The sequence below is a fragment of the uncultured Roseovarius sp. genome (genome assembly GCF_963972555.1).
Taxonomy (GTDB): Bacteria; Pseudomonadota; Alphaproteobacteria; order Rhodobacterales; family Rhodobacteraceae; genus Roseovarius; species Roseovarius mucosus.
Window position 1 is genome coordinate 172,007 of the sequence record NZ_CAXAUM010000006.1, and the last position, 21,991, is coordinate 193,997.

Annotated in this window: 20 protein-coding genes; 16 read left to right on the forward strand and 4 right to left on the reverse strand. The window is 64.2% G+C overall.

Features of this window, described 5'->3' with window-relative positions; translation table 11 throughout:
* Window positions 1-93 precede the first annotated feature (93 nt).
* From zwf to AACZ65_RS08455, 9 genes are all read left to right on the forward strand, one after another.
* Window positions 94-1,548 (forward strand): glucose-6-phosphate dehydrogenase, encoded by a 1,455-nt coding sequence (zwf, locus tag AACZ65_RS08415; RefSeq protein ID WP_339669822.1) that lies wholly within the window; start codon window positions 94-96, stop codon window positions 1,546-1,548.
* Window positions 1,545-2,216, forward strand: a complete 672-nt coding sequence (gene pgl, locus AACZ65_RS08420) for a 6-phosphogluconolactonase (RefSeq protein ID WP_339669825.1) — start codon at window positions 1,545-1,547, stop codon at window positions 2,214-2,216. Before zwf ends, pgl begins: the two co-directional genes overlap by 4 nt.
* Before the next feature lie 12 nt (window positions 2,217-2,228).
* On the forward strand, window positions 2,229-3,809 hold the full coding sequence (gene pgi / locus AACZ65_RS08425; protein WP_339669827.1) for a glucose-6-phosphate isomerase: 1,581 nt from the start codon (window positions 2,229-2,231) through the stop codon (window positions 3,807-3,809).
* A 117-nt stretch (window positions 3,810-3,926) separates the two neighbouring features.
* A complete protein-coding gene (gene ppk2 / locus AACZ65_RS08430; protein WP_339669829.1) occupies window positions 3,927-4,904 on the forward strand; it encodes a polyphosphate kinase 2 in 978 nt (325 codons plus the stop codon).
* Window positions 4,905-5,004: 100 nt separating this feature from the next.
* The gene (locus AACZ65_RS08435; RefSeq protein ID WP_339669831.1) at window positions 5,005-5,763 is read left to right on the forward strand and encodes a TylF/MycF/NovP-related O-methyltransferase; all 759 of its coding nucleotides are present in this window, start codon (window positions 5,005-5,007) and stop codon (window positions 5,761-5,763) included.
* Window positions 5,764-5,841: 78 nt separating this feature from the next.
* Window positions 5,842-6,486, forward strand: a complete 645-nt coding sequence (locus tag AACZ65_RS08440; RefSeq protein WP_339669833.1) for a DUF1007 family protein — start codon at window positions 5,842-5,844, stop codon at window positions 6,484-6,486.
* A complete protein-coding gene (locus tag AACZ65_RS08445; RefSeq protein WP_339669835.1) occupies window positions 6,468-7,391 on the forward strand; it encodes a hypothetical protein in 924 nt (307 codons plus the stop codon). Before AACZ65_RS08440 ends, AACZ65_RS08445 begins: the two co-directional genes overlap by 19 nt.
* 42 nt (window positions 7,392-7,433) lie before the next feature.
* The gene (locus tag AACZ65_RS08450; RefSeq protein WP_339669837.1) at window positions 7,434-8,786 is read left to right on the forward strand and encodes an MATE family efflux transporter; all 1,353 of its coding nucleotides are present in this window, start codon (window positions 7,434-7,436) and stop codon (window positions 8,784-8,786) included.
* Between the two features lie 78 nt (window positions 8,787-8,864).
* Window positions 8,865-10,031 (forward strand): alpha-hydroxy acid oxidase, encoded by a 1,167-nt coding sequence (locus tag AACZ65_RS08455; protein ID WP_339669839.1) that lies wholly within the window; start codon window positions 8,865-8,867, stop codon window positions 10,029-10,031.
* A 6-nt stretch (window positions 10,032-10,037) separates the two neighbouring features.
* Here the strand turns inward: AACZ65_RS08455 and AACZ65_RS08460 are convergent, their stop codons facing one another.
* Entirely contained in the window at window positions 10,038-11,066 is a 1,029-nt protein-coding gene (locus AACZ65_RS08460) for a hypothetical protein (RefSeq protein WP_339669841.1), read from the reverse strand.
* Window positions 11,067-11,230: 164 nt separating this feature from the next.
* Here AACZ65_RS08460 and AACZ65_RS08465 point away from each other — a divergent pair, with 164 nt between their 5' ends.
* From AACZ65_RS08465 to AACZ65_RS08475, 3 genes are all read left to right on the forward strand, one after another.
* On the forward strand, window positions 11,231-11,857 hold the full coding sequence (locus tag AACZ65_RS08465; protein WP_339669843.1) for a 50S ribosomal protein L25/general stress protein Ctc: 627 nt from the start codon (window positions 11,231-11,233) through the stop codon (window positions 11,855-11,857).
* A gap of 138 nt (window positions 11,858-11,995) precedes the next feature.
* A complete protein-coding gene (gene pth / locus AACZ65_RS08470; RefSeq protein ID WP_339669845.1) occupies window positions 11,996-12,676 on the forward strand; it encodes an aminoacyl-tRNA hydrolase in 681 nt (226 codons plus the stop codon).
* Between the two features lie 175 nt (window positions 12,677-12,851).
* The gene (locus tag AACZ65_RS08475) at window positions 12,852-14,015 is read left to right on the forward strand and encodes a serine hydrolase (RefSeq protein ID WP_339669847.1); all 1,164 of its coding nucleotides are present in this window, start codon (window positions 12,852-12,854) and stop codon (window positions 14,013-14,015) included.
* A 92-nt stretch (window positions 14,016-14,107) separates the two neighbouring features.
* On the opposite strand, the gene ileS is transcribed toward AACZ65_RS08475, so the two are convergent.
* Window positions 14,108-17,047, reverse strand: coding sequence for an isoleucine--tRNA ligase (ileS, locus tag AACZ65_RS08480; protein ID WP_339669848.1), 2,940 nt, complete (start codon window positions 17,045-17,047; stop codon window positions 14,108-14,110).
* A 283-nt stretch (window positions 17,048-17,330) separates the two neighbouring features.
* On the opposite strand from ileS, the gene AACZ65_RS08485 reads away from it, so the two are divergent.
* Both AACZ65_RS08485 and AACZ65_RS08490 read left to right on the forward strand, forming a co-directional pair.
* On the forward strand, window positions 17,331-17,741 hold the full coding sequence (locus AACZ65_RS08485) for a group III truncated hemoglobin (RefSeq protein WP_339669849.1): 411 nt from the start codon (window positions 17,331-17,333) through the stop codon (window positions 17,739-17,741).
* Between the two features lie 173 nt (window positions 17,742-17,914).
* A complete protein-coding gene (locus AACZ65_RS08490) occupies window positions 17,915-18,175 on the forward strand; it encodes a hypothetical protein (protein ID WP_339669851.1) in 261 nt (86 codons plus the stop codon).
* A gap of 72 nt (window positions 18,176-18,247) precedes the next feature.
* On the opposite strand, the gene AACZ65_RS08495 is transcribed toward AACZ65_RS08490, so the two are convergent.
* A complete protein-coding gene (locus AACZ65_RS08495) occupies window positions 18,248-18,871 on the reverse strand; it encodes an XRE family transcriptional regulator (protein WP_339669853.1) in 624 nt (207 codons plus the stop codon).
* A gap of 67 nt (window positions 18,872-18,938) precedes the next feature.
* Here AACZ65_RS08495 and AACZ65_RS08500 point away from each other — a divergent pair, with 67 nt between their 5' ends.
* Window positions 18,939-20,465 (forward strand): class I adenylate-forming enzyme family protein, encoded by a 1,527-nt coding sequence (locus AACZ65_RS08500; protein ID WP_339669855.1) that lies wholly within the window; start codon window positions 18,939-18,941, stop codon window positions 20,463-20,465.
* Window positions 20,452-21,087, forward strand: coding sequence for a DsbA family oxidoreductase (locus tag AACZ65_RS08505; RefSeq protein WP_339669857.1), 636 nt, complete (start codon window positions 20,452-20,454; stop codon window positions 21,085-21,087). The genes AACZ65_RS08500 and AACZ65_RS08505 overlap by 14 nt, the downstream gene beginning before the upstream one ends.
* A gap of 3 nt (window positions 21,088-21,090) precedes the next feature.
* Here the strand turns inward: AACZ65_RS08505 and AACZ65_RS08510 are convergent, their stop codons facing one another.
* The gene (locus AACZ65_RS08510; RefSeq protein WP_339669860.1) at window positions 21,091-21,966 is read right to left on the reverse strand and encodes a DMT family transporter; all 876 of its coding nucleotides are present in this window, start codon (window positions 21,964-21,966) and stop codon (window positions 21,091-21,093) included.
* Window positions 21,967-21,991: the final 25 nt, after the last annotated feature.

Here is a 21,991-nt window from a genome sequence, read left to right on the forward strand (position 1 = left end):
GACGCCATTGTGAAGACGCCCCAACATGTTAGAGTTGCAGGGGCAAGGGTTGCGCCAGAAAAACAGGCGATTGACGAGCAAAGGAGACAGGCCATGGCCTCTCGGGTGATCCCGGTCGATCCCTTCGATCTGGTGATATTTGGCGGCACCGGCGATCTGGCGCGGCGCAAGATATTGCCGGCCCTCTTTCGGCGCTTTGTCGCCGGTCAGATCGAAGGCGATGTGCGCCTGATCGGGGCCGCGCGCAGCGATATGGACGCCGATGGCTATCGCGCCATGGCGCGCGCCGCCATCACCGAATTCGGCGGCGAGGAATCGGCCCGCAAGAAAGACCTCAACGCCTTTCTCGACCTGCTCGATTTCGTCACGCTCGACGCGCGCGGCACCGAAGGCTGGGAGCCTCTGGCCGCTCTCATGCGCCCCGACCGCATCCGCGCCTTCTACTTCTCGGTGGCACCCGCGCTCTTTGGCGATCTGGCCAAACGCCTGCACAAACACGGCATGGCCGACGATCTCAGCCGCATCGTGGTGGAAAAGCCGTTTGGCCGCGATCTGGGCACCGCGCGCGACCTCAACAGCACCCTGGCGCGGCACTTTACCGAGGGCCAGATTTACCGGATCGACCATTATCTCGGCAAGGAGACGGTTCAGAACCTGATGGCGATCCGCTTTGGCAACGTCCTCTTCGAACCGCTCTGGAACAGCCAATATGTCGATCACATCCAGATCACCGTGGCGGAATCCGTGGGCGTGGGCGGGCGCGGCGATTACTATGACAAATCCGGTGCCATGCGCGACATGGTGCAAAACCACATGATGCAGCTCTTGTGCCTCATCGCGATGGAACCTCCCGCCAAATTCGAACCCGATGCCGTGCGCGACGAGAAACTCAAGGTCATCCGCGCCCTCGACCCTGTGGCGCGGGGCAATGTCGTGCGCGGGCAGTATGAGGGCGACGGCACCCAACCCGGCTATCGCAATCAGGTCGGCAACCGCGACAGCACGACCGAGAGCTTCGTGGCCCTGAAGGCGCATATTTCGAACTGGCGCTGGGCGGGCACGCCGTTTTACCTGCGCACCGGCAAACGCCTGCGCGACCGTGCGAGCGAAATCGCCGTGGTGTTCAAGGATGCGCCCCATTCGATCTTTGGCGCCGATGCCGGGCGGCACCGCAATATTCTCACCATTCGTCTGCAACCCAACGAGGGGATCGAACTGGGTGTCACGATCAAGGAACCGGGACCGGGCGGCATGCGCCTCATTGACGTGCCCCTCGACATGACCTTTGCCGAGGCGCTGGGGCCGGAAGAGGCGGATTTCCCCGATGCCTACGAGCGGCTCATCATGGATGTGATCCGCGGCAATCAAACCCTCTTCATGCGTGGCGACGAGGTCGAGGCGGCCTGGGCCTGGACCGATCCGATCATCGCCGATTGGGAAGAAGAGGGGGTGCCCCCCCTTGCCTATGCCACGGGCTCGGCAGGACCGGATGACGCGCTGATGCTCATGCACCGCGATGGGCGCCGCTGGCGGGAGATACGACCATGACCTTTGTGGATTACGCAGACGACGAAATGCTCGCGATGGGGCTTGTCGATGTTCTCTCGTCAGACCTGCGCAACGCCCTGCGCAGCCGTGACCGCGTGCTGTTTGTCGTGCCGGGCGGCACCACGCCGGGACCGATCTTTGACGGGCTCTGCGGCCTTGATCTCGATTGGGACCGGGTTGACATCCTGCTCTCGGATGAGCGCTGGCGCCCCGAGGTGCACCTGCGCTCCAACACCCGCCTCCTGCGCGAGCGCCTCTTGCGTGACCGCGCAGCGGCGGCGCGCTACCTCCCGCTCTACGCCAAATCGCCCGAACCCGAGGCGGTGCTGGCCGAGTTGGAAACCAACATCTCGCCTGTTCTGCCGATTGATGTCTGCCTCTTGGGCATGGGGGCCGATATGCACACCGCCTCGCTCTTTCCCGGTGCCGACCGCCTCGCCGATGCGCTGGCCGAGGATGCACCCATCCTCGTGCCGATGCGCGCGCCAGGGCTGGAAGAGCCGCGCATCACCCTCTCGGCGCGGGTCCTAGACGGTGCGCTGTGCAAGCATGTGGTGATCACCGGCGCGCGAAAACGGGCGGCGTTAGAGCGCGCCCAGCATATGCGCCCCCTTGAGGCCCCGATTGCTGCCGTGCTAGCGGGAGCCACAGTGCATTGGTGCCCCTAAGAGGATTTGAGAATGTGGTCAGCGGTTGAAGAGAGCGCCCGAGCGGCGCGCGACATCGACATCACAGGGTTGTTCAGCGATCCCGCACGCGCCACGGCCTTTTCGACCCGCTTCGATGGCATGCTCTTTGACTATTCCAAGACCGCCCTGACCGCGCCCGCGCGTGCGGCACTCCTGGAACTTGCCGAAACCGCAGGCGTCGCCATCCGCCGCGCCGCGATGTTCGCAGGCGAAGCCATCAACGAGACTGAGGACCGCCCGGTGCTGCACACCGCGCTGCGCAACCTCTCGGGTGGCCCGGTCCGGGTCGCAGGCCAGGACATCATGCCCGAGATCACCGAAACCCGCAGCCGCATGGCCCGCTTTGCCGACAGCGTCCGGCGCGGTCCCATCACCGACGTGGTCAATATCGGCATCGGCGGCTCGCATCTCGGCCCCGAAATGGCGGTGCGCGCACTGCGCCCCTATCACGACGGTCCGCGCTGCCATTTCGTCTCGAACGTGGACGGTGCCGACATCTCTGACACGCTGGCGGGGCTGAACCCGGCAACCACCCTTGTGATCGTCGCGTCCAAGACCTTCACCACCATCGAGACCATGACCAATGCCGCCACGGCACAGGCCTGGATGACTAGCGCCGGGGTCAATCCGGGGCCGCAATTCGCCGCCGTGTCCTCTGCCGCGGCCAAAGCTGCGGATTGGGGCATCGACGCGTCCCGCGTCTTTGGCTTTGGCGATTACATCGGCGGGCGCTATTCCGTCTGGGGGCCCATCGGCCTGCCGCTGATGATCGCCATCGGGCCCGAGCGGTTCGAGGATTTCCTGCGCGGGGCCGAAGCGATGGACCAGCATTTCCAGACCGCAGATCCCCTCGACAACATGCCGCTCCTGCTTGGCCTCATCGGCATCTGGCACCATCAGGGCATGGGCCACGGCACACGCGCCGTGCTGCCCTATGACCAGCGCCTCGCGCGCCTGCCCGCCTATCTGCAACAGCTCGAAATGGAATCGAACGGCAAACGCGTGAGCATGTCGGGCGCCGCGCTCAGCCGCCCCTCCGGTCCCGTCGTCTGGGGCGAGCCGGGAACCAACGGCCAACACGCCTTTTACCAGTTGATCCATCAGGGCACCGCCGTCATTCCTTGCGAATTCCTCGTGGCCGCAACCGGGCACGAACCGGAACTTGCGCATCATCACCGCCTGCTGGTGGCCAATTGCCTGGCGCAATCCAAGGCGCTCTTGCGCGGCCGTTCGCTCGATGAGGCGCGCACGCTCATGCGCGACGCAGGCTACACCGGCCCCGAGCTTGAGCGGCAGGCGGCCCACCGGGTCTTTCCCGGCAACCGTCCCTCGACAACGCTCATCTATGACCGGCTGACCCCGCGCCGTCTGGGCCAGATCATCGCCCTCTATGAGCATCGCGTGTTCGTCGAAGGCGTGATCCTCGGGATCAACTCCTTTGATCAATGGGGGGTGGAACTGGGCAAGGTACTTGCGGTCGATGTCGATGCCATGTTGACCGGCGACACCACCCTCACCCGCGACGGATCAACCGCCGCCCTCGTGGCCTTTGCCCGCGCGGCCGGGGTCTGAGCCAAAAGCAACAGACGAGGCGCACATTTCTCACAGAGTTTGACCTCGCTCAAAGTCTGTCACAAAAAGTTCAAATATCATTCCAGGAGTGATCAATAGACCAGTCTGGAGTGCCGTATGAGCGAATCCCCTCTCTCCCCCCTGCCCACGCCCGAAACTCCGGACGCCTCCGCCACCCTGCCGATCAATGGCGCAGCCCCGGCGGCCCCGGCAGGCTCCCCCGCCGCCGCACCCTCCCAGATCGATCCCAACTCGCTGCGCGACGCCTTCGAAAATGGCGATTACCCCTACGAAACCCGCATGGGTCGCCGCAGCTACGAGACGCAAAAGGCGCATCTTCAGGCCGAATTGCTCAAGGTCCAGCTTTGGGCGCAAGAGACCGGGCAGAAATTCGTGCTGATCTTCGAGGGGCGCGATGCGGCCGGCAAGGGCGGCACGATCAAACGCTTCACCGAACATCTGAACCCCCGCACCGCGCGGGTCGTGGCCCTGAACAAACCCACCGATCAGGAACGCGGCCAGTGGTATTTTCAGCGCTATGTCCAACACCTGCCCACCTCGGGGGAAATGGTGCTCTATGACCGCTCGTGGTATAACCGCGCGGGCGTCGAGCGGGTGATGGGCTTCTGCGAGCCGCATGAATATCTCGAATTCATGCGCGAGACCCCCGAACTGGAGCGGATGCTCGTGCGCTCGGGCATCCGGCTCTACAAATACTGGTTCTCCGTCACCCAAGGCGAACAGCGCGCCCGCTTTGCCAGCCGCGAAACCGATCCCCTCAAGCAATGGAAACTCAGCCCCATCGACAAGGCCAGCCTTGATAAATGGGACGACTACACCGAGGCGAAAGAGGCGATGTTCTTTTATACCGACACCGCCGATGCACCCTGGACCGTGGTCAAATCCGATGACAAGAAACGTGCGCGCCTCAATTGCATGCGGCATTTCCTCAACTCGCTCGACTACCCCGGCAAGGATCGCCATATCGCCCATGCGCCCGACCCGCTCATCGTGTCGACCGCGCAGCACGTGCTGCACAAGAGCGATCACATCTTGGGCAAATCCCTGCATCCCGAGGACCGCAAGACCCGCTAAGGCCCGTGCACGCGCCCCTTGACGCGGTGCCCCGGTCTGGGCCAAGAACCCGCAGGCGTGGCCAGCAGGTCCGTCTGCGGCGTCAGACAGGGGGCAATCCGTGATACTCAAGGCACTCGACTCGCTCGGCGGGCTTCTTTTCGGACGCGAAAAATATCGGCGCGGCCATTATAAACTGGCCAAGCGTCTTGCCTCGCGGCAGCGCTATGAGGTGTACAAGCCCCACCTGATCTGGCTCACCGACCCCGAGTTTCTCGCCGCCCGTGACATGGCCGAGGCGCGCGGCATCGAAGGCAGCCCGCATGACCGCTGCTTCACGCTGATGACCTCTGCCCGCATGGTTCGCAACATTCCCGGCAATTTCGCCGAATGTGGCGTGCGCTATGGCAAATCCTCGCTCTTCCTGCTGACCGGCGCAGGTATGCAGAGCACCAAGCGCCTTCACATCTTCGACTCCTTTCAGGGGCTCTCGGAACCCAGCGACGCCGATGTGCAATCGGGCGGCAAATCCGAATGGTCCAAGGGCGATCTGGCTGTCCCCCAGGACATCGTGCGCCAGAATCTCAGCGCCTTCGGTGACCGGGTGGAATTGCACAAGGGCTGGATTCCCGACCGTTTCCCCGATGTCGCAGATCAGGAATTCTCGCTCGTCCATGTCGATGTGGACCTTTACGAACCAACGCTCGCTTCGGTCGAATTCTTCTATCCTCGGGTCAAACCGGGCGGGGTGATTATCTGCGACGATTACGGCTCTGGCGATTGCCCCGGCGCGAAAAAGGCGATCGACGAATTTTTCGCCGACAAGCCCGAGAATGTCCTCTCGCTGACCAGCGGGCAATCCATCGTGATCAAGGCCTGAGCGAGCTTTCGCGCGGGCGCGCGCACCCACGTCAAACGCGCCTTGCGGCGCGCGGTCCCTGCGCCTAAGTCTGACGGCATGAAGCCGCTCATTCCCATGGCCCTTGCCACCGCCCTCTGCCTGCCCGCCGCCCCCATGGGCGCGCATCCGCATGTCTTTGTCGATGTCGCCCTGCGCTTCACCGCCGACGCCCAAGGGCACCTGACCGAGGTCGAGGTGACATGGAGCTATGACGATTTCTTTTCCCTTCTGATCCTCACCGACATGGGCCTTGATCCCGATGGCGACGGCACGCTGACCGAGGCGGAACTGGACAAGCTCAAGGGCTTTGATCTGGTCGAATGGCCCGAGGGGTTCGAGGGTGATCTCTATATGTATCAGAGCGAGACCAAGATTGCTCTGGATCACCCCATTCCGACCGGCATTGCCCTTGCGAATGGCCGCATCATCGCCACCCACACCCGCAGCTTTGGGCCTGTCAAGGCCGAGGGACTGCGCATCGAGGCCTACGATCCCACCTATTACGTGGCCCATAGCCTTGCCGGTCCGATCACCCTGCCCAAGGGATGCGTCTACACGATCACCGAACCCGACCTTGACGAAAGTCAGGAGCAGTTCCGCCAGATGCTCAGCGAGTTGACCGCCGAGGACCAATATACCGGCGTCGAAATCGGCAATCTTTTCTCCGAGAGCCTTTCGGTCACATGCGCCGCCCCGTCCTGAGCCTCGCGGCCCTTGCCCTTGCCGCTCTTGTGATCTGGCTTTGGGGTTTTGGCGGGGCCGCGCAGGTATCCGCCTGGGCGCGCGCCGGACAGGCTGAAACACAACAGGCCATGGCCCGCCTCCTGCGCGCCCTGCGCGCCGGTGAACCCGGGGCCTTGGCCGGGCTGATGGGCCTCTGCTTTGCCTATGGCTTCTTTCACGCGGCGGGGCCGGGGCATGGCAAACTCCTGATCGGTGGCTACGGCATGGCCGCACGCGTGAGCGCGCTGCGCCTGTCCCTTTTGGCGCTGGCCTCCAGCTTTGCGCAGGCGGCGGCGGCGGTGCTGCTGGTCTATGCCGGCATCTTCGTGTTTGACCTCACCCGCCAGCACATGACCGATCTGGCCGAAGACATCATGGCCCCCGCGAGTTTCGCCGCCATCGCGCTCGTGGGGCTCTGGCTGGCAATACGCGGCCTGCGCCGCTGGCGGCAGAACCGCCCCGTCCCGCCCCCTCATCATCATCATCACCATGACCACCACGACCACGACCACGACGCCCCCTGCGCCTCTTGCGGTCACAAACACGGGCCAACCCTGGCCGAGGCCGAGGCCGTCACCACCTGGCGTGATGCCGCTGCCCTGATCGGGGCCGTGGCCATCCGCCCTTGCACCGGTGCGCTCTTTCTTTTGATCCTCACATGGCGCATGGGGCTGGATCTGGCAGGCATCCTTGGGGCCTTCGCCATGGGCCTTGGCACGGCCAGCGTCACCCTTGCCGTGGCACTTGCCTCCGTCACCCTTCGCGAGGGCGCGCTGGCGCGCCTCGCCACAGGCGACACCGCCCGCGCCCTGCCCCTTTTCGAAATCGCGGCGGGCGTGATCATTGCGGCACTCTCGACACATCTCATGCTGGGCGCACTCTGACGAGGGTTGCGCCCCACGCGCCCCCCGTCTAACCCCGATCCCATGCAAGCCCGCCTCACATATCGCCAACATGCCCGTGCGGTGCTGGGGCTTGGCCTGCCGCTCATCGGCAGCCATGTGGCGCAATTCGCCATCACCTTCACCGATGCGCTCATGCTGGGCTGGTATTCGGTCGAGGCGCTGGCCGCCGAAGTGCTGGGCGGCACCATGTTCTTTGTCCTCTTGATCATGGGCTCCGGCTTTGCCTGGGCGGTGATGCCGATGGTGGCCTCCGCGCAGGCCTCGGGCGCAACCACCCAAGTGCGCCGCGTCACCCGCATGGGCCTCTGGGCCTCGATCCTCTTCGGCTTGGCCACCCTGCCCCTGATGCTGGGCTCCGGCGCGCTCTTTGACCGCATGGGCCAAGAGCCCGCCACCGCCGCCCTTGCCGCCGATTACCTCGAAATCGCGGGGCTTGGCATCCTGCCCGCGCTCATGGTGATGGTGCTCAAATCCTATCTCGCCGCCCTCGAACGCACCGCCGTGGTGCTCTGGGTGACACTGGGCGCAGTGGCGCTCAACGCCGGCATCAATTACCTGCTGATCTTCGGGCATTTCGGCTTTCCCGAACTGGGCGTGCGGGGCGCGGCCATCGCCTCGTTCGGGGTCAATATCGCCTCCTTCGTTGTGCTGGCCGTCTATGTCCAACGCTCCGCCCCGGACCACGCGCTCTTTCAACGCTTCTGGCGTCCCGACCCCGAGGCACTGGCCCGCGTCTTTCGGCTGGGCTGGCCCATTGGCCTGACCAATCTGGCCGAGGTCGGCCTCTTCGCCGCGGCCTCGATCATGATGGGCTGGCTCGGTACGCTGCCCTTGGCCGCCCATGGCATCGCCATGCAGATCACCTCGGTCATCTTCATGATCCACCTTGGCCTCTCCAACGTCGCCACCGTGCGCGCAGGACAGGCCCATGGGCGCGGCGATGGTGCGTCCTTGCGCGACGGCGCACGCGTGGTGCTTGGCCTCTCGGCCACCGTGGCGCTTGCAACCATGGCCCTGCTTCTGCTCGTGCCCGATCCGCTGGTCGGGCTGTTCCTTGCCCCCGACGATCCCGACCGGGCCGAGGTCATCGCCATTGGCCGCCAACTCCTCGCCGCCGCCGCCCTTTTTCAGCTCGTGGATGCGGCCCAGGTTCAGGCGCTCGGCCTCTTGCGCGGCGTGCAGGATACCCGCGTGCCCATGGTCATCGCCGCCCTCAGCTATTGGGCGGTCGGCGTGCCGGTCAGTTACCTGCTCGGTTTCACCCTCGGCTTGGGCGGCCCCGGCATCTGGCTAGGCCTCGCGTCCGGGCTGGCACTGGCGGGGGTGTTAATGCTGGTGCGGTTCTGGGGATGGTCGGTGCGCACCATCCCATGAATCCCCCTGCGGCAACAGGGGTGATTGCGCGGACCCGCGTCCGTTGGTAAAGGAAACTAACCAATTTCGGAGGACGCCATGCCCGTCATCACCAATATCGCCGATCTCAAACAGATTTACCGCCGCCGCGTCCCCAAGATGTTCTACGACTACGCCGAATCCGGTAGTTGGACCGAACAGACCTTCCGCGAGAACACCACCGATTTCGACAAGATCTACCTGCGCCAGCGTGTCGCCATCGACATGACCGGGCGCAGCACGGCAACCAAGATGATCGGACAGGATGTGGCGATGCCCGTGGGCCTCGCGCCTGTCGGCCTGACCGGCATGCAACACGCGGATGGCGAGATCAAGGCCGCCCGCGCCGCCGAGAAATTCGGCGTGCCCTTCACCCTCTCCACCATGTCGATCTGCTCGATCGAGGATGTGGCCGAGAACACCACCAAACCCTTCTGGATGCAGGTCTATACCCTCAAGGACGACGATTTCATGCAGCGCCTGTTTGACCGGGCGCGCGATGCCAAATGTTCTGCGGCGATGATCACGGTCGATCTGCAAATGCTGGGACAGCGCCACAAAGACCTCAAGAATGGCCTCTCCGCCCCGCCCAAACTGACGCCGAAAAGCATCGCCAACATGATGACCAAGGTTCAGTGGGGCCTCGGTATGCTGGGCACCAAGCGCCGGTTCTTCGGCAATATCGTGGGCCATGCCAAGGGTGTCACCGATCCCTCCTCGCTCAGCACATGGACGGCAGAGGCCTTCGATCAGGCGCTCGATTGGGACCGCATCCGCCAATTCCGCAAGATGTGGGACGGCCCGCTCATCATCAAGGGCATCATGGACCCGCGCGATGCGCGCGAGGCGCTGAATGTCGGGGCCGACGCGATCATCGTATCGAACCACGGCGGCCGGCAGCTTGACGGCGCGCTCTCGGCCATCCGCGCCCTGCCCGCCATCGTGGATGCCGTGGGCGACAAGATCGAGGTGCATCTCGATAGCGGCATCCGCTCAGGTCAGGACGTGCTCAAGGCTTTGGCGATGGGGGCCAAAGGCACCTATATCGGGCGGGCCTTCGTCTACGGTCTGGGGGCCATGGGCGAGGCGGGCGTCACCCGCGCGCTGGAGGTGATCCACAAGGAACTCGACAGCACCATGGGCCTCTGCGGGCGTCGTGACGTGAAAACGCTCGACCGCGACATCCTGATGGTGCCCGAGGATTTCACCGGCCGCTGGATGGAGTGAGGCGCATCAGCGCCCCAAAAGCCGCCGCAAAAGCCCGCCCCGCGCCTGCACCTTCGGTGCGGGCGCAACGCCTTTCACCGCCTGCCACGCCGCAAGCACGGCGCGCGCCTCGTCCTCCAATTGCACCTCCGACGCGGCATCCTGTGCCACCTCGACATCAAAAACCCCCTGATGCCCCGCCCGCCGCTCCAAATCGTGATTGCTGCCCTTCCAGCGGTCCACCACCTCCTGACGTAGGGCATGGGGCATCAAAAACCGCCGCTTCGGCACCTCGACCACACCCGGCGCCTCCGCAAAGAAACGATCCAGAGCAACATCCACCTCAACCGCAGAGGCCCCGGCCTCCTGCATCTCGCATTTCAGCAACCGCGCAGGCTCGATCAGCCCGGTGGGGGGGCTGACATTGGCGGTCGGCACCGCCTCACCCTCCGCATAGCAGAGGCCCCCCGCACCAATCTGCTCCAGCACGAAATTCACCGGATCGCGGCGCGCGCTCCCCGGCTGGATCACGGCCGTGAACACCCGATCCCGACCGACATATTTCCCCCAATAAAGAGTAAAGAGCGCAAAGTTCAGCACATCCTGCTCCGTGCGCTTTTCCAGCAACTCCCCGATGCTGCCGTTCCAGGTCCGCGCACCTTTGACATGCTGCTTGAAATCCGACTCGAGCCAGTGATCCTGCCTGCGAAACAGGGCGATCACCGAGACATCAAACCCCCGCGCGCGCAACGCCTCAACGAATTTGATCGCCGCCGCCGATTTATAAAGCGCCGAGAACACTTCCGAACTCAGCACAACATCGCCCGCACCGCGCGAGAAAAAATCAAGCGCCTCCTCGATGGCCTCTTCCCTGTCCCGCAAGATCGAAATCGCCAGACGCGCGGCATTGCCCTGCCCCTCCGCCGCTGGCCCCTCCGGCATGTCATAGGCGATCCCCAGCCCGCGCAACGCCTCTTGCTTTTGCAACAACGCCGCCTGTATCGTCGTGGTCGCGCATTTGGGCATGCCGACATGCAGGAAAACGCGGCGTGGCATCTTGATCAGGCTCCTCTTGCGTCACGGGACCGACGGATAGGTCACGCCACCCCCCCCGGCAACAAGATTCCGCTTTTCAATTCCCCAAAACCCGGCTATTGGCGCAACCTCACGCGGGGACTACAGCCTTGGAGGAGCCCCGCCCTAACTTATGGAGAAACTAAATGGCTGGAGAAATTCCTGATCTTCAAGCCCAGGAACGCGCGGGGACGGGCAAGGGCGCCGCTCGCGCAGCCCGTCGTTCGGGTATGGTTCCGGGTGTGGTGTTCGGTGGCGACAAAGAGCCGCTGGCGATCAACATTCCGTTCAACGCACTGCTCAAGCGCCTCAAGAAGGGCCGCTTCAAGTCGACGCTCTTCAACCTTCAGGTCGAAGGCCATGACGATGTGCGTGTGATCTGCCGCGACGTTCAGCGCGACGTGGTCAAGGATCTGCCGACCCATATCGACCTGATGCGCCTGCGCCGCACCACCCGGATCAACCTGTTCATTCACGTTGACTTCATCAATGCGGACCAGTGCAAGGCCCTGCGTAAGGGCGGCGTTCTGACCGTCGTGCGCCCCGAGGTCGAACTCAACGTGCTCGCCGGTGACATCCCCGATCACGTGACCGTGGACCTCTCGAAGGTCGAGAAAATCGGCGACGTGGTCACGATTTCGATGGTTGACCTGCCCGAAGGCTCCGAGCCGGTGATCAAGGACCGCGATTTCGTGATCTGCAACATCTCCGCCCCCTCCGCGCTGCGCTCGCAGGGCGATGACGAAGAAGATGAAGAGGGCGAAGAGGACTGATCCCGCGGGACCAGACCCAACCCAATCAAACGCGGCCCCCATCGGGGCCGCGTTTTCTTTTGGCGCGCCCTGCGCCCTGTTGATTCCCGCCCCCCAAACCCCTAGACCGTCACCCATTCAGGATCGGGGGCACCACCCATGCAGCTCTTTGTAGGTCTCGGCAATCCGGGCGCGAAATACGAGCGGAACCGCCACAACATCGGCTTCATGGCGCTCGACCGCATCGCCGAGGATCACGGCTTTGGCCCGTGGCGCTCCAAGTTTCAGGGCATGGTCTCTGAGGGCACGCTGGACGGCGCGCGCGTCATCTTGCTCAAACCCATGACCTTCATGAACCTCAGCGGCCAATCCGTGGGCGAGGCGGTGCGCTTCTACAAACTCACACCCGCCGATGTCACCGTCTTTCACGATGAATTGGACCTCACCCCCGGCAAGCTGCGCTGCAAGACAGGTGGCGGGCACGCAGGCCACAACGGGTTGCGCTCGATCCATCAACATATCGGCGAGACCTATGCCCGCGTGCGCCTCGGCATCGGCCATCCGGGGCACAAGGACCGCGTGGCAGGCTATGTCCTTCAGGACTTCGCCAAATCCGAAAACGACTGGCTCGATGACCTGCTGCGCGGTATCGCCAAGGGCGCACCATGGCTGGCGCAGGGCAAGCCCGACCGCTTTCAGAATGCCGTGGCACAGGCGATGACCCCGCCCAAGCCCCCGCGCCCCACCCCTGTCGAAACCGAACGCAGCCCTGCTCCCGCGCCGGACCCCACCCCCGACCCCCGCTCGCCCCTGCAACGGCTCGCGGACAAGTTTCGCTAACGCAATTTCAGAAAAAGTTGAGTGACTTTTTCGGCTCGAAACTGCGCCAGTTCAAAGGGTAAAGGCATTTTGGCGTTAGAGAGAAATGCCGAAACGCTTTAGACCCGCCCCAACGTCAGACTTGATCCGACACGAGGGCCCTGCTCAACTATCCGCAGAATATGGGAGGGTGAAAATGCGCAAGGCAGTTAAATGGTTGGCCCGTATCGTGGTGGTTCTGGTCCTTGCGGCGGCGGCGGTGGGCCTCTGGAAGCGCGATCAGATCATCCGCCTCTGGGCGGTCAACAGCCTCTTTGACGAGGGCCGCATCGTCCAGAACTTCTCGCATATGGACCGCGCCTTTCTCTCGGTGCCCGTGCCCCGCGGCACGGGCCCTGTCTCGCCGCTGCCCGCAGGCCCGGCCATGACCCTGCCCGCCGTAGCAACCGATTGGATCACCGCGCGCAATGTGACCTCGCTCATGGTCCTGCACCGGGGCACCGTGGTGCATGAGAGCTATCACCTCGGCACTGCGCCCGAGGATCGCCGCATCAGCTGGTCCATGGCCAAGAGCTTTCTCTCGGCCCTCTTCGGCGTGATCGTGGCCGAAGGGCAAATCGAATCGCTCGACGATCCGGTCACGCGCTACGCCCCCAGCCTCACGGGCAGCGCCTATGACGGGGCCACGATCCGCAACGTGCTCCTGATGATGAGCGGCGTGGCTTTCAATGAGGATTATCTCGACTACGAGTCAGACATCAACCGCATGGGCCGCGTGCTGGCCTTGGGCGGTACGATGGATGGCTTTGCCGCCGGCCTTACCGCCCGTGATGCGGATCCCGGCGCGCGCTGGAAATATGTGTCGATCGACACGCATATTCTGGCCATGGTGCTGCGTGGGGCCACGGGGCGCAGCCTGCCGGACCTTCTGTCGGAAAAGATCATTCAACCCTTGGGCTTTGAATCCGAACCCTTTTACCTCACCGATGGCGAGGGCGTGGCCTTTGCCCTTGGCGGTCTCAACGTCACCACCCGCGATTACGCGCGCTTTGGCCTGATGGCCGCCAATCTGGGGCGCTACAACGGACAACAGGTGGTGCCCGAGGACTGGATGCGCGCGGCCACAACGCCCACGGCCCCCACCGCCCCCGGCGATCTGCAATACGGCTTTCAATGGTGGATGCCCGCCGATGCCCGGCCCGGCGAATTTTTCGGCCACGGCATTTATGGCCAATATATCTACATCGACCGCGCCCGCGATGTGGTGATCGTCGCCACCTCCGCCGACCGCGCCTTTCGCGAGCCCGGCGTCAAACACGGCAATATCGCCGTGCTGCGCCAGATCGCCGGGGCGCTCTGATCCCGAAACGCCGCCCCGGGCTTGACCCGGGGCCTCTCCTCTTGAGAAACGAGGTCCCGGGTCAAGCCCGGGACGGGGCGTAGACGCCTGGCTTACCCCAGGGCCGCGTCACACCGCCCACAGGTGCCCGGATGCTTGTGCTGCCCCACATCCGGCAGGATCTTCCAGCAGCGTTGGCATTTCTCGCCCTCCGCCCGCTCAAAGACCACGCCAACCGTGTCCACCTCCGGCAGGCGGAACGCCTCGTCGGGGCGCGGATCGCCGGTCAGCATCAGATCCGAGGTGATGCAAATATCCGCGAAATCCACCGATTTCAGCGCCTTCAGCATCTCGGCATCGCGGATATGCACCACCGGTGCCGCCTCGAGACTGGCCCCGATCACCTTGTCGGTGCGCTGCACCTCCAGCGCCGCCGTGACCACGCGCCGCGCCTGCCGCACCATCGCCCATTTAGCTGCCAGCGGCTCGTCTAACCAATCGGCGGGCGTGTCTGGAATATCGGTGAGGTGAATCGAGCTCTCCTCGCCCGGAAAGCGCGACAACCACACCTCCTCCATGGTGAACACCAACACCGGCGCCAGCCACGTGGTCAGGCGGTGGAACAACAGGTCCAACACCGTGCGCGCCGCACGCCGCCGGGGCGTATCGCCATCGCAATAGAGCGCGTCCTTGCGAATGTCGAAATAGAACGCGCTCAGGTCAAGCGTGCAGAAGTTGAAGATTTGCTGGAAAACCCCTTGGAAATCATAGGTTTCGTAGCCTTTCTTCACCTTATGATCCAGCTCTGCCAGACGGTGCAGCACCCAGCGTTCCAGTTCCGGCATATCTGCCGGGGCCACGCGATCCGCCTCGGTGAACGGGGCCAGCGCCCCCAGCATGAACCGCAGCGTATTGCGCAAGCGGCGATAGCCATCGGCCACACCCTTGAGGATCTCCGGCCCGATCCGCAGGTCAGCGGTATAATCCGCCTGCGCCACCCAGAGGCGCAGAATATCCGCGCCATATTGCTTGACCACTTCCTCGGGCGCGACCGTATTGCCCAAGGATTTGGACATCTTGTTGCCCTTCTCATCGAGGGTAAAGCCATGCGTCAGCACCCCCCGGTAGGGCGCGCGCCCGCGCGTCCCGCAAGCCTGCAACATCGACGAATGGAACCAGCCGCGATGCTGATCCGTGCCCTCAAGATAGAGATCGGCCAAACCATCCTCAGACCCGTCCTCGCGGTCGCGCAGCACAAAGGCATGGGTCGAGCCGGAATCGAACCACACATCCAGAATGTCATCGACCTTGCGCCAGTCCTCCGGGTTGACGATGCCCGACAGGAACCGCTCTTTCGCGCCCTCCTTGTACCAGGCATCCGCGCCCTCTTCCTCAAAGGCCGCAAGGATACGCGCGTTCACCTCTTCGTTCCGCAAAAGATATTCAGAATCAGTTGGTTGCGCGCCGTTCTTCACAAAACAGGTAAGCGGCACACCCCAGGCGCGTTGACGGCTCAGCACCCAATCGGGCCGCGCCTCGATCATCGAATAGAGCCGGTTGCGCCCGGTCTTGGGCGTCCATGTCACCAACTCGTCAATCGAACGCAGCGCGCGTTCGCGGATCGTGGTGCCATAGTCGTCCTGCCCGTCGCCCACCGCGCGGTCAATCGCCGCGAACCATTGCGGCGTGTTGCGATAGATCACGGGGGCTTTGGAGCGCCAGCTATGCGGATAGGAGTGCTTGATCTTGCCCCGCGCGAGCAACCCGCCCACCTCGGCCAATTTATCAATCACCGCCTTGTTGGCATTGCCCTCCTTGCCCTTGCGGTCAAGGATGAACTTGCCACCAAAGAAGGGCAACTCGGGCCGGAAAGAGCCATCTTCCAGCACATTATAGGTGATCACTTTCTCAAGCCAGGTACCACCTTCGGGATGATCGCCCAGATCACGGTAAAGCTCGAATTCCTCCATCCCGTGCGAGGGCGCACAATGAACGAACCCGGTGCCTTCTTCGTCACTGACAAAATCGGCCGCACGGAAATCGCGCAGGTCATCCCATTCGCCGTTCCCGCCCTCGGCCCCGGCCAGGGGATGCTGAAGCTGCATACCGGCCAATTCCTCAGTCGGCACATCACGAACGCGCCGATACATCGACCGCTCCAGCCGCGCACGGTTCATCACATCCTCGGCGCGGGTATCGGCGAGGATGAATTTCTCCCCCACAGCCGCCCAGCACTCGCCCGGCGTCCCGGTCACCTCATAGAGGCCATAGGAAATCCCCTCGCCATAAACCACGGCCTTGTTCGACGGCATGGTCCAGGGCGTCGTGGTCCAGATCACGACCGATGTATCCTCCAGACCGGGGCGCGGCGTGACGACCCGAAATTTCACCCAAACCGTAAAGCTTTCCTTATCGTGATATTCCACCTCCGCCTCGGCCAGCGCGGTTTTTTCAATCGGCGACCACATCACGGGCTTTGACCCCTGATAGAGCACGCCGGTCATCAGGAACTTCTGGAATTCCTCCGCGATGATCCGCTCGGCGCGGAAATCCATGGTGAGGTATGGCCGATCCCAACAGCCGGTGATGCCCAGCCGCTTGAATTCCTCGCGCTGAATGTCGATCCAGCCCTCGGCGAATTTGCGGCATTCCTGACGGAAATCGACCACATCCACCTTGTCCTTGTCCATGCCCTTGGCGCGGTATTGCTCTTCGATCTTCCACTCGATCGGCAACCCGTGACAATCCCAGCCGGGGATATAGCGCGCATCCCGGCCCATCATCTGCTGGGACCGCACCACCATATCCTTGAGGATCTTGTTCAGCGCGTGCCCGATATGCAGATGGCCGTTGGCGTAGGGCGGGCCATCGTGCAGTGTAAACGGCTTGCGTCCCTTTGCGTTCTCGCGCAGCTTCTCATAGACCCCGATCCGCGCCCAACGGACCAGCCACTCGGGCTCGCGCGCAGGCAATCCGGCGCGCATCGGGAAATCAGTCTCGGGCAGGTTCAACGTGTCTTTGTAATCAGGCGTCTGGGTCGTGTCGGCGCACATGGTTTGCGTCCTTGTCACTGGTCTGGAATTTGGGGGGTGAGAGGCGGCGTGGGTGCCCATACGCCTTGTCCCGGCAGCTCGATTGTCTCAGAGCGCCGGGCATGTAATTCGAATAATGATCGCGCTGCGTCTCATCATGCCCCGCCTTATAGGCGCGCTCCGTCCAAGCGTCCAGAGGGCGGGTGTCCGCTTTCTTGAAAAGAAAGCGGTCCGAAATCTTTTCAAGATTTCGGGTCCACGTTGGGGGATTGCCTCTTGCGACATCCCGCGCCACATAAGGACCATGACCACCACCCTGCCCCCGCGTTTCCCCATCACCCGACCCGAGATCGAGCGGGTCGTGACCGCGTTCTACGCGGCCGTGCGCGCGCATCCCGGCCTTGGGCCGATCTTTGCGGTGCATGTCAACGACTGGCCCGCGCACGAGGCCAAGGTGGCCGATTTCTGGGCCAACTCCATCCTGCATGAACGCGTCTACGACGGCAGCCCGATGGCCGCCCATGTCAACGCCCGCAATGTGCAACCGGGCATGTTCTCGACCTGGCTCGCCCTCTTTGATGCGGTGCTCGCGCGCGAACTCTCTCCTGATCAGGCCGCCGCCTGGTCGGCGCTGGCGCATCGCATCGGGCGGTCCTTGCGCGCGGGCGTGGTGGATCGCAGCACCCTTCCCGGCGGCATCCCCAAACTGCGCTGATCCTTGCCGAATCCGCCTGCCGCCTGCGGCCATATCTGGCCGACGGCGGGAACCTGCCCGGCGCGCCCCCCCAAAATGGCGGCAAAGCGCCGGAAAACACTACCGCGCTTTCAAACCCTCGGGGACTGCCCCACCTCTGGCTTATGCTGAGCGCAGTCAAAGAGGAGCCAGCCATGTACACCCCCCAAGACGACATCCACCGCCAAGCCAACCGCGACCTCAACCGCTACGCCCCCCCCGGCCATGATCCGGGTGCCGGTGCGCGCGGCGGGCTGGCGGGTCTGCTCATCGTGGTGATCCTGATGGGCGGGCTGATCGCCTTCAGCATGCTCAGCCCGAGCCGCGACAGCACGCCACCCGCGATTGATGCTGCCCCAAGCAGCGTGATCGACGGCACGCAATCGCAACAAACCCCTGCCGCCCCGGTCGATTAACGACCACACTCACGGCGCAGACGGCCCGGCCAGAGCCTCCAGCATGGCCGGGCCACTTGGCCCTGAGCGGCCTCAGTCGAGCGACGTCACCCAGAGCACGGTCGCATCCTCGGCACTCACCGAAATCACGTTGTGGCCCATGGTGGCATCATAATAGGCGCTATCGCCCCGGCGCATCTCGATGGGCTCGTAAAACTCGGTATAAAGCCGCACCACCCCGGTCAGCACATAGAGAAATTCCTCGCCATCGTGGCGCACCCACCCGCCAAAGTCCTCGACCGCGCGGGCGCGGATACGCGCACGGTAAGGCATCATGCGTTTCTGGCTCAGCGTATCGGCCAGCAGATCATGCTCATAGGTCGCCGTCGCCATGGGCCTGCCTTCGCCCACCCGCGTCACCGCCATGCGCCCGTTGATCCGGTCGCGCGACGGCGGGGTAAAGAGCTGCGGCACCGAGATTTCCAATCCCTGCGCCAGTTTCTTGAGCGCCTCATAGGTGGGCGACATCTGACCATTCTCGATCTTCGAGAGGGTCGAGCGCGCCAGCCCCGCCTGTTTCGCCGCCTGTTCCAGCGTCCAGCCCCGCGCCTTGCGCAATTGCCGCACCCGAACGCCCAGATCAAGCGGCTCCGGCACCGTGTCAGCGCCGGTTTCGCGCGTGACGCGCAGCAGAGGGGGCAAGGCTTGATCCGTCATAGGCCCACGCTATAGGCCAAGCGCAAGGCCACTTGCAACCGTCCCCAGAGGCCCCTAAGCCAAGGCCATGAGCGCCATATTCGATCAGGGCCCAAGCGCCCCCTGCCCCCGCCCCTTCAACCTCGCAGCCCATGTTCTGCGCCGGGCCGAAGCGCATCCCGACAAGATCGCCCTCGCAGTCCTCAGCCTGACCAAGTCCGACCGCTGGAGCTATGGCCGCCTCGCGGCCGCCGTGCGCGGCACCGGCACCGGCCTTTTGCGCGCCGGATTGAACCCCGGCGACCGGGTGCTGATGCGGCTGGGCAATACGGTCGAGTTTCCGATTGCCTATCTCGGGGCCATTGCCGTGGGCCTCATCCCGATCCCCACCTCAAGTCAATTGACCGAACCAGAGGTGGCGGGCATCCTTAATACCACGCAACCCGCGCTGATCCTACGCGCCGAGGGCGTGCCCTGCCCGGACACCGATATTCCCACGCTCACCGAGTCGAGCCTCGAGGCGATGCACGCCCTTCCCCCCGCCGATTGGGACATGGGCGATCCCGACCGTCCCGCCTATATCATCTACACCTCCGGCACCTCCGGCATTCCGCGCGCCGTGGTCCATGCCCATCGCGCCATCTGGGCGCGGCAGATGATGTTTGACGGCTGGTATGGGCTGCGCCCCGACGACCGGCTCTGCCACGCGGGCGCCTTCAACTGGACCTTCACCCTTGGCACCGGCCTGATGGACCCCTGGACCATGGGGGCCACCGCCCTCATCCCTGCCCCCGGTATCACGCCCGAGCAATTACCCCTCTTGCTCAAACGCCATGACGCCACGATCTTTGCCGCCGCCCCCGGCGTTTATCGCAAGCTTGTGCACCCCGGTCAGCGCCTTGATCTGCCGCATCTGCGGCACGGGCTGGCGGCGGGCGAGAAACTCTCGGATACCATCCGCCAGCATTGGCAGGACGCCACCGGCACGCCGATCTTCGAGGCATACGGCATGTCCGAATGCTCGACCTTCATCTCGGGCAGCCCCGATCACCCCGCCGCCCCCGGCACGCTGGGGCGCCCCCAGACAGGCCGCCGCGTCGCCATCCTCGCCGACGGCACGCCCGCGCCCCTTGGCAGCGAAGGCACTATCGCCGTCCACCGCTTCGATCCAGGTCTCATGCTGGGCTATCTCGGCGCGCCCGAGGCCACGGCAGAGAAATTCACCGGCGACTGGTTCCTGACCGGCGATCAGGGGAGCATGGACTCCGCAGGTCACATCACCTATCTGGGCCGCGCCGACGACATGATGAACGCAGGCGGCTACCGCGTTTCCCCGATGGAGGTCGAGGCCGTGCTCAGCACGCATCCCGGCATCACGACCGTTGCCGTGACCGACATCGAGGTGAAAGAGGATGCGCGCGTCATCATGGCCTTCTATACTGGCCCCGAGACACTCGACCCCGCCACGCTTGATGCTTTCGCGCGGGGCCGGCTCGCGGGCTACAAGGCCCCGCGCGCCTATCACCACATCGCGGCCCTTCCCACAGGGGCCAATGGCAAAATCCTGCGCCGCGCCCTGCGGCCGATCTACGAGGACCTCCATGGTCAAGCTTGACATCATCTCCGACCCGATCTGCCCCTGGTGCTACATCGGCAAGACGCTCCTCGATCAGGCCATGGCACAGCGCCCCGATCACCCGTTCGAAATCGAATGGCATCCGTTCCAACTCAACCCCGACATGCCCGCCGAAGGCATGGACCGGCGCGACTACCTGGAGACCAAATTTGGCGGCAAAGAGGGCGCGATCCGGGCCTATGCGCCCGTGCTGGAACGCGCCGAGGCCGCAGGTCTGACCATTGATTTCGCCGCCATCAAGCGCACGCCCAACACGCTCGACGCGCATCGCCTGCTGCATTGGGCGGGCATCGAGGGCTGTCAGGACCGCATGGCCATGGCGCTCTTTCGGGCCTATTTCAACGAGGGGCGCGACATCGGCGACCCCGAGGTTCTGGCCGATCTCGCCGACAGCCTCAGCCTTGACGGCGCGATGATCCAGCGCCTCTTGGCCACAGAGGCCGACCGCGACGCGATCCGCGCCCGCGATGCGCAATTCCGCGAAATGGGCATTTCGGGCGTGCCCACCTTCATCGTCGGCGGCCAGCACGCGGTGCCGGGATGCCAGCCCCCAGAGCTTTGGGTCAAGGTGATCGACGACCTGACCGCCGCCGCAAGCTGATACTCACGCCAGCGCCATCCGCCGTGCCAACCGCCGCTCGCGCCAGAACGTGTAGATGCCCGAGGCAATGATGATCCCCGCCCCCGCCAGCGTCCAGACATCGGGCCGCTCGTCAAAAAGCGTGACCCCGATGATCAGCGCAAACACCAGCCGGGAATACCGAAACGGCGTGATCACCGCCACATCGCCCAACCGCATTGCGGCGACTATCGCGTAGTAGGCCGACACCCCGCACAAAAGCGCCAGCACCAGATCGCGCCAGTTCACCGCCGTGGGCATCGCAGGCGTGCCATGAAACGCCAGCAATATCACCCCCGTCGGCACCAGCGTGGCAAAGGCATAGGTCGACAACTGCATGGACGAGATCGTGCGCGGCACCCGGCGCGTCGCAAGATCCCGCGCCGCAAGCCCAAAGACCGCCAGGACCGCGAAGAGCGACGCCGGCTCAAACCCCGCCATGCCGGGCCGGATCACCATCAGCACACCGCAAAACCCCACGAGGATCGCCGCCCATCGCCGCCAGCCTACCGCCTCGCCAAGGAAAAGCGCGGCCCCCAGCGTGACCGCAAGCGGCGTCGCCTGCAAAATGGCCGAGGCCGACGACAGCGGCGTCAGTGCAATCGCCATCACGAACCCCAGCGTTCCTACCAATTCGCCGCAATTGCGCAGGATCACAGGCCGCGACAGCAGATCGCGCGACCAGAGCCGCCCGCCCTGCGTCCGGGTGATCGTGCCAAAGATCAGCGCGCCGCCCAAACCCAGCAGAATGATGATCTGCCCCACCGGCAAGCTATCCGCCAACCGTTTGACGAACATATCCTCCAGCGCGAAACCGCCCATCGAGAGGACCATCAGAATACTGCCGCGCAGGTTTTCCATGTCAGACTTTCTTGGCCGGGTTGCG

Excerpts from the sequence above, each read along its gene's own strand:
- zwf (WP_339669822.1), top strand. The coding sequence starts at position 94 with ATGGCCTCTCGGGTGATCCCGGTCGATCCCTTCGATCTGGTGATATTT.
- pgl (WP_339669825.1), top strand. The coding sequence starts at position 1,545 with ATGACCTTTGTGGATTACGCAGACGACGAAATGCTCGCGATGGGGCTT.
- pgi (WP_339669827.1), top strand. The coding sequence starts at position 2,229 with ATGTGGTCAGCGGTTGAAGAGAGCGCCCGAGCGGCGCGCGACATCGAC.
- ppk2 (WP_339669829.1), top strand. The coding sequence starts at position 3,927 with ATGAGCGAATCCCCTCTCTCCCCCCTGCCCACGCCCGAAACTCCGGAC.
- AACZ65_RS08440 (WP_339669833.1), top strand. The coding sequence starts at position 5,842 with ATGAAGCCGCTCATTCCCATGGCCCTTGCCACCGCCCTCTGCCTGCCC.
- AACZ65_RS08445 (WP_339669835.1), top strand. The coding sequence starts at position 6,468 with ATGCGCCGCCCCGTCCTGAGCCTCGCGGCCCTTGCCCTTGCCGCTCTT.
- AACZ65_RS08450 (WP_339669837.1), top strand. The coding sequence starts at position 7,434 with ATGCAAGCCCGCCTCACATATCGCCAACATGCCCGTGCGGTGCTGGGG.
- AACZ65_RS08455 (WP_339669839.1), top strand. The coding sequence starts at position 8,865 with ATGCCCGTCATCACCAATATCGCCGATCTCAAACAGATTTACCGCCGC.
- AACZ65_RS08460 (WP_339669841.1), bottom strand. The coding sequence starts at position 11,066 with ATGCCACGCCGCGTTTTCCTGCATGTCGGCATGCCCAAATGCGCGACC.
- AACZ65_RS08465 (WP_339669843.1), top strand. The coding sequence starts at position 11,231 with ATGGCTGGAGAAATTCCTGATCTTCAAGCCCAGGAACGCGCGGGGACG.
- pth (WP_339669845.1), top strand. The coding sequence starts at position 11,996 with ATGCAGCTCTTTGTAGGTCTCGGCAATCCGGGCGCGAAATACGAGCGG.
- AACZ65_RS08475 (WP_339669847.1), top strand. The coding sequence starts at position 12,852 with ATGCGCAAGGCAGTTAAATGGTTGGCCCGTATCGTGGTGGTTCTGGTC.
- ileS (WP_339669848.1), bottom strand. The coding sequence starts at position 17,047 with ATGTGCGCCGACACGACCCAGACGCCTGATTACAAAGACACGTTGAAC.
- AACZ65_RS08485 (WP_339669849.1), top strand. The coding sequence starts at position 17,331 with ATGACCACCACCCTGCCCCCGCGTTTCCCCATCACCCGACCCGAGATC.
- AACZ65_RS08490 (WP_339669851.1), top strand. The coding sequence starts at position 17,915 with ATGTACACCCCCCAAGACGACATCCACCGCCAAGCCAACCGCGACCTC.
- AACZ65_RS08495 (WP_339669853.1), bottom strand. The coding sequence starts at position 18,871 with ATGACGGATCAAGCCTTGCCCCCTCTGCTGCGCGTCACGCGCGAAACC.
- AACZ65_RS08500 (WP_339669855.1), top strand. The coding sequence starts at position 18,939 with ATGAGCGCCATATTCGATCAGGGCCCAAGCGCCCCCTGCCCCCGCCCC.
- AACZ65_RS08505 (WP_339669857.1), top strand. The coding sequence starts at position 20,452 with ATGGTCAAGCTTGACATCATCTCCGACCCGATCTGCCCCTGGTGCTAC.
- AACZ65_RS08510 (WP_339669860.1), bottom strand. The coding sequence starts at position 21,966 with ATGGAAAACCTGCGCGGCAGTATTCTGATGGTCCTCTCGATGGGCGGT.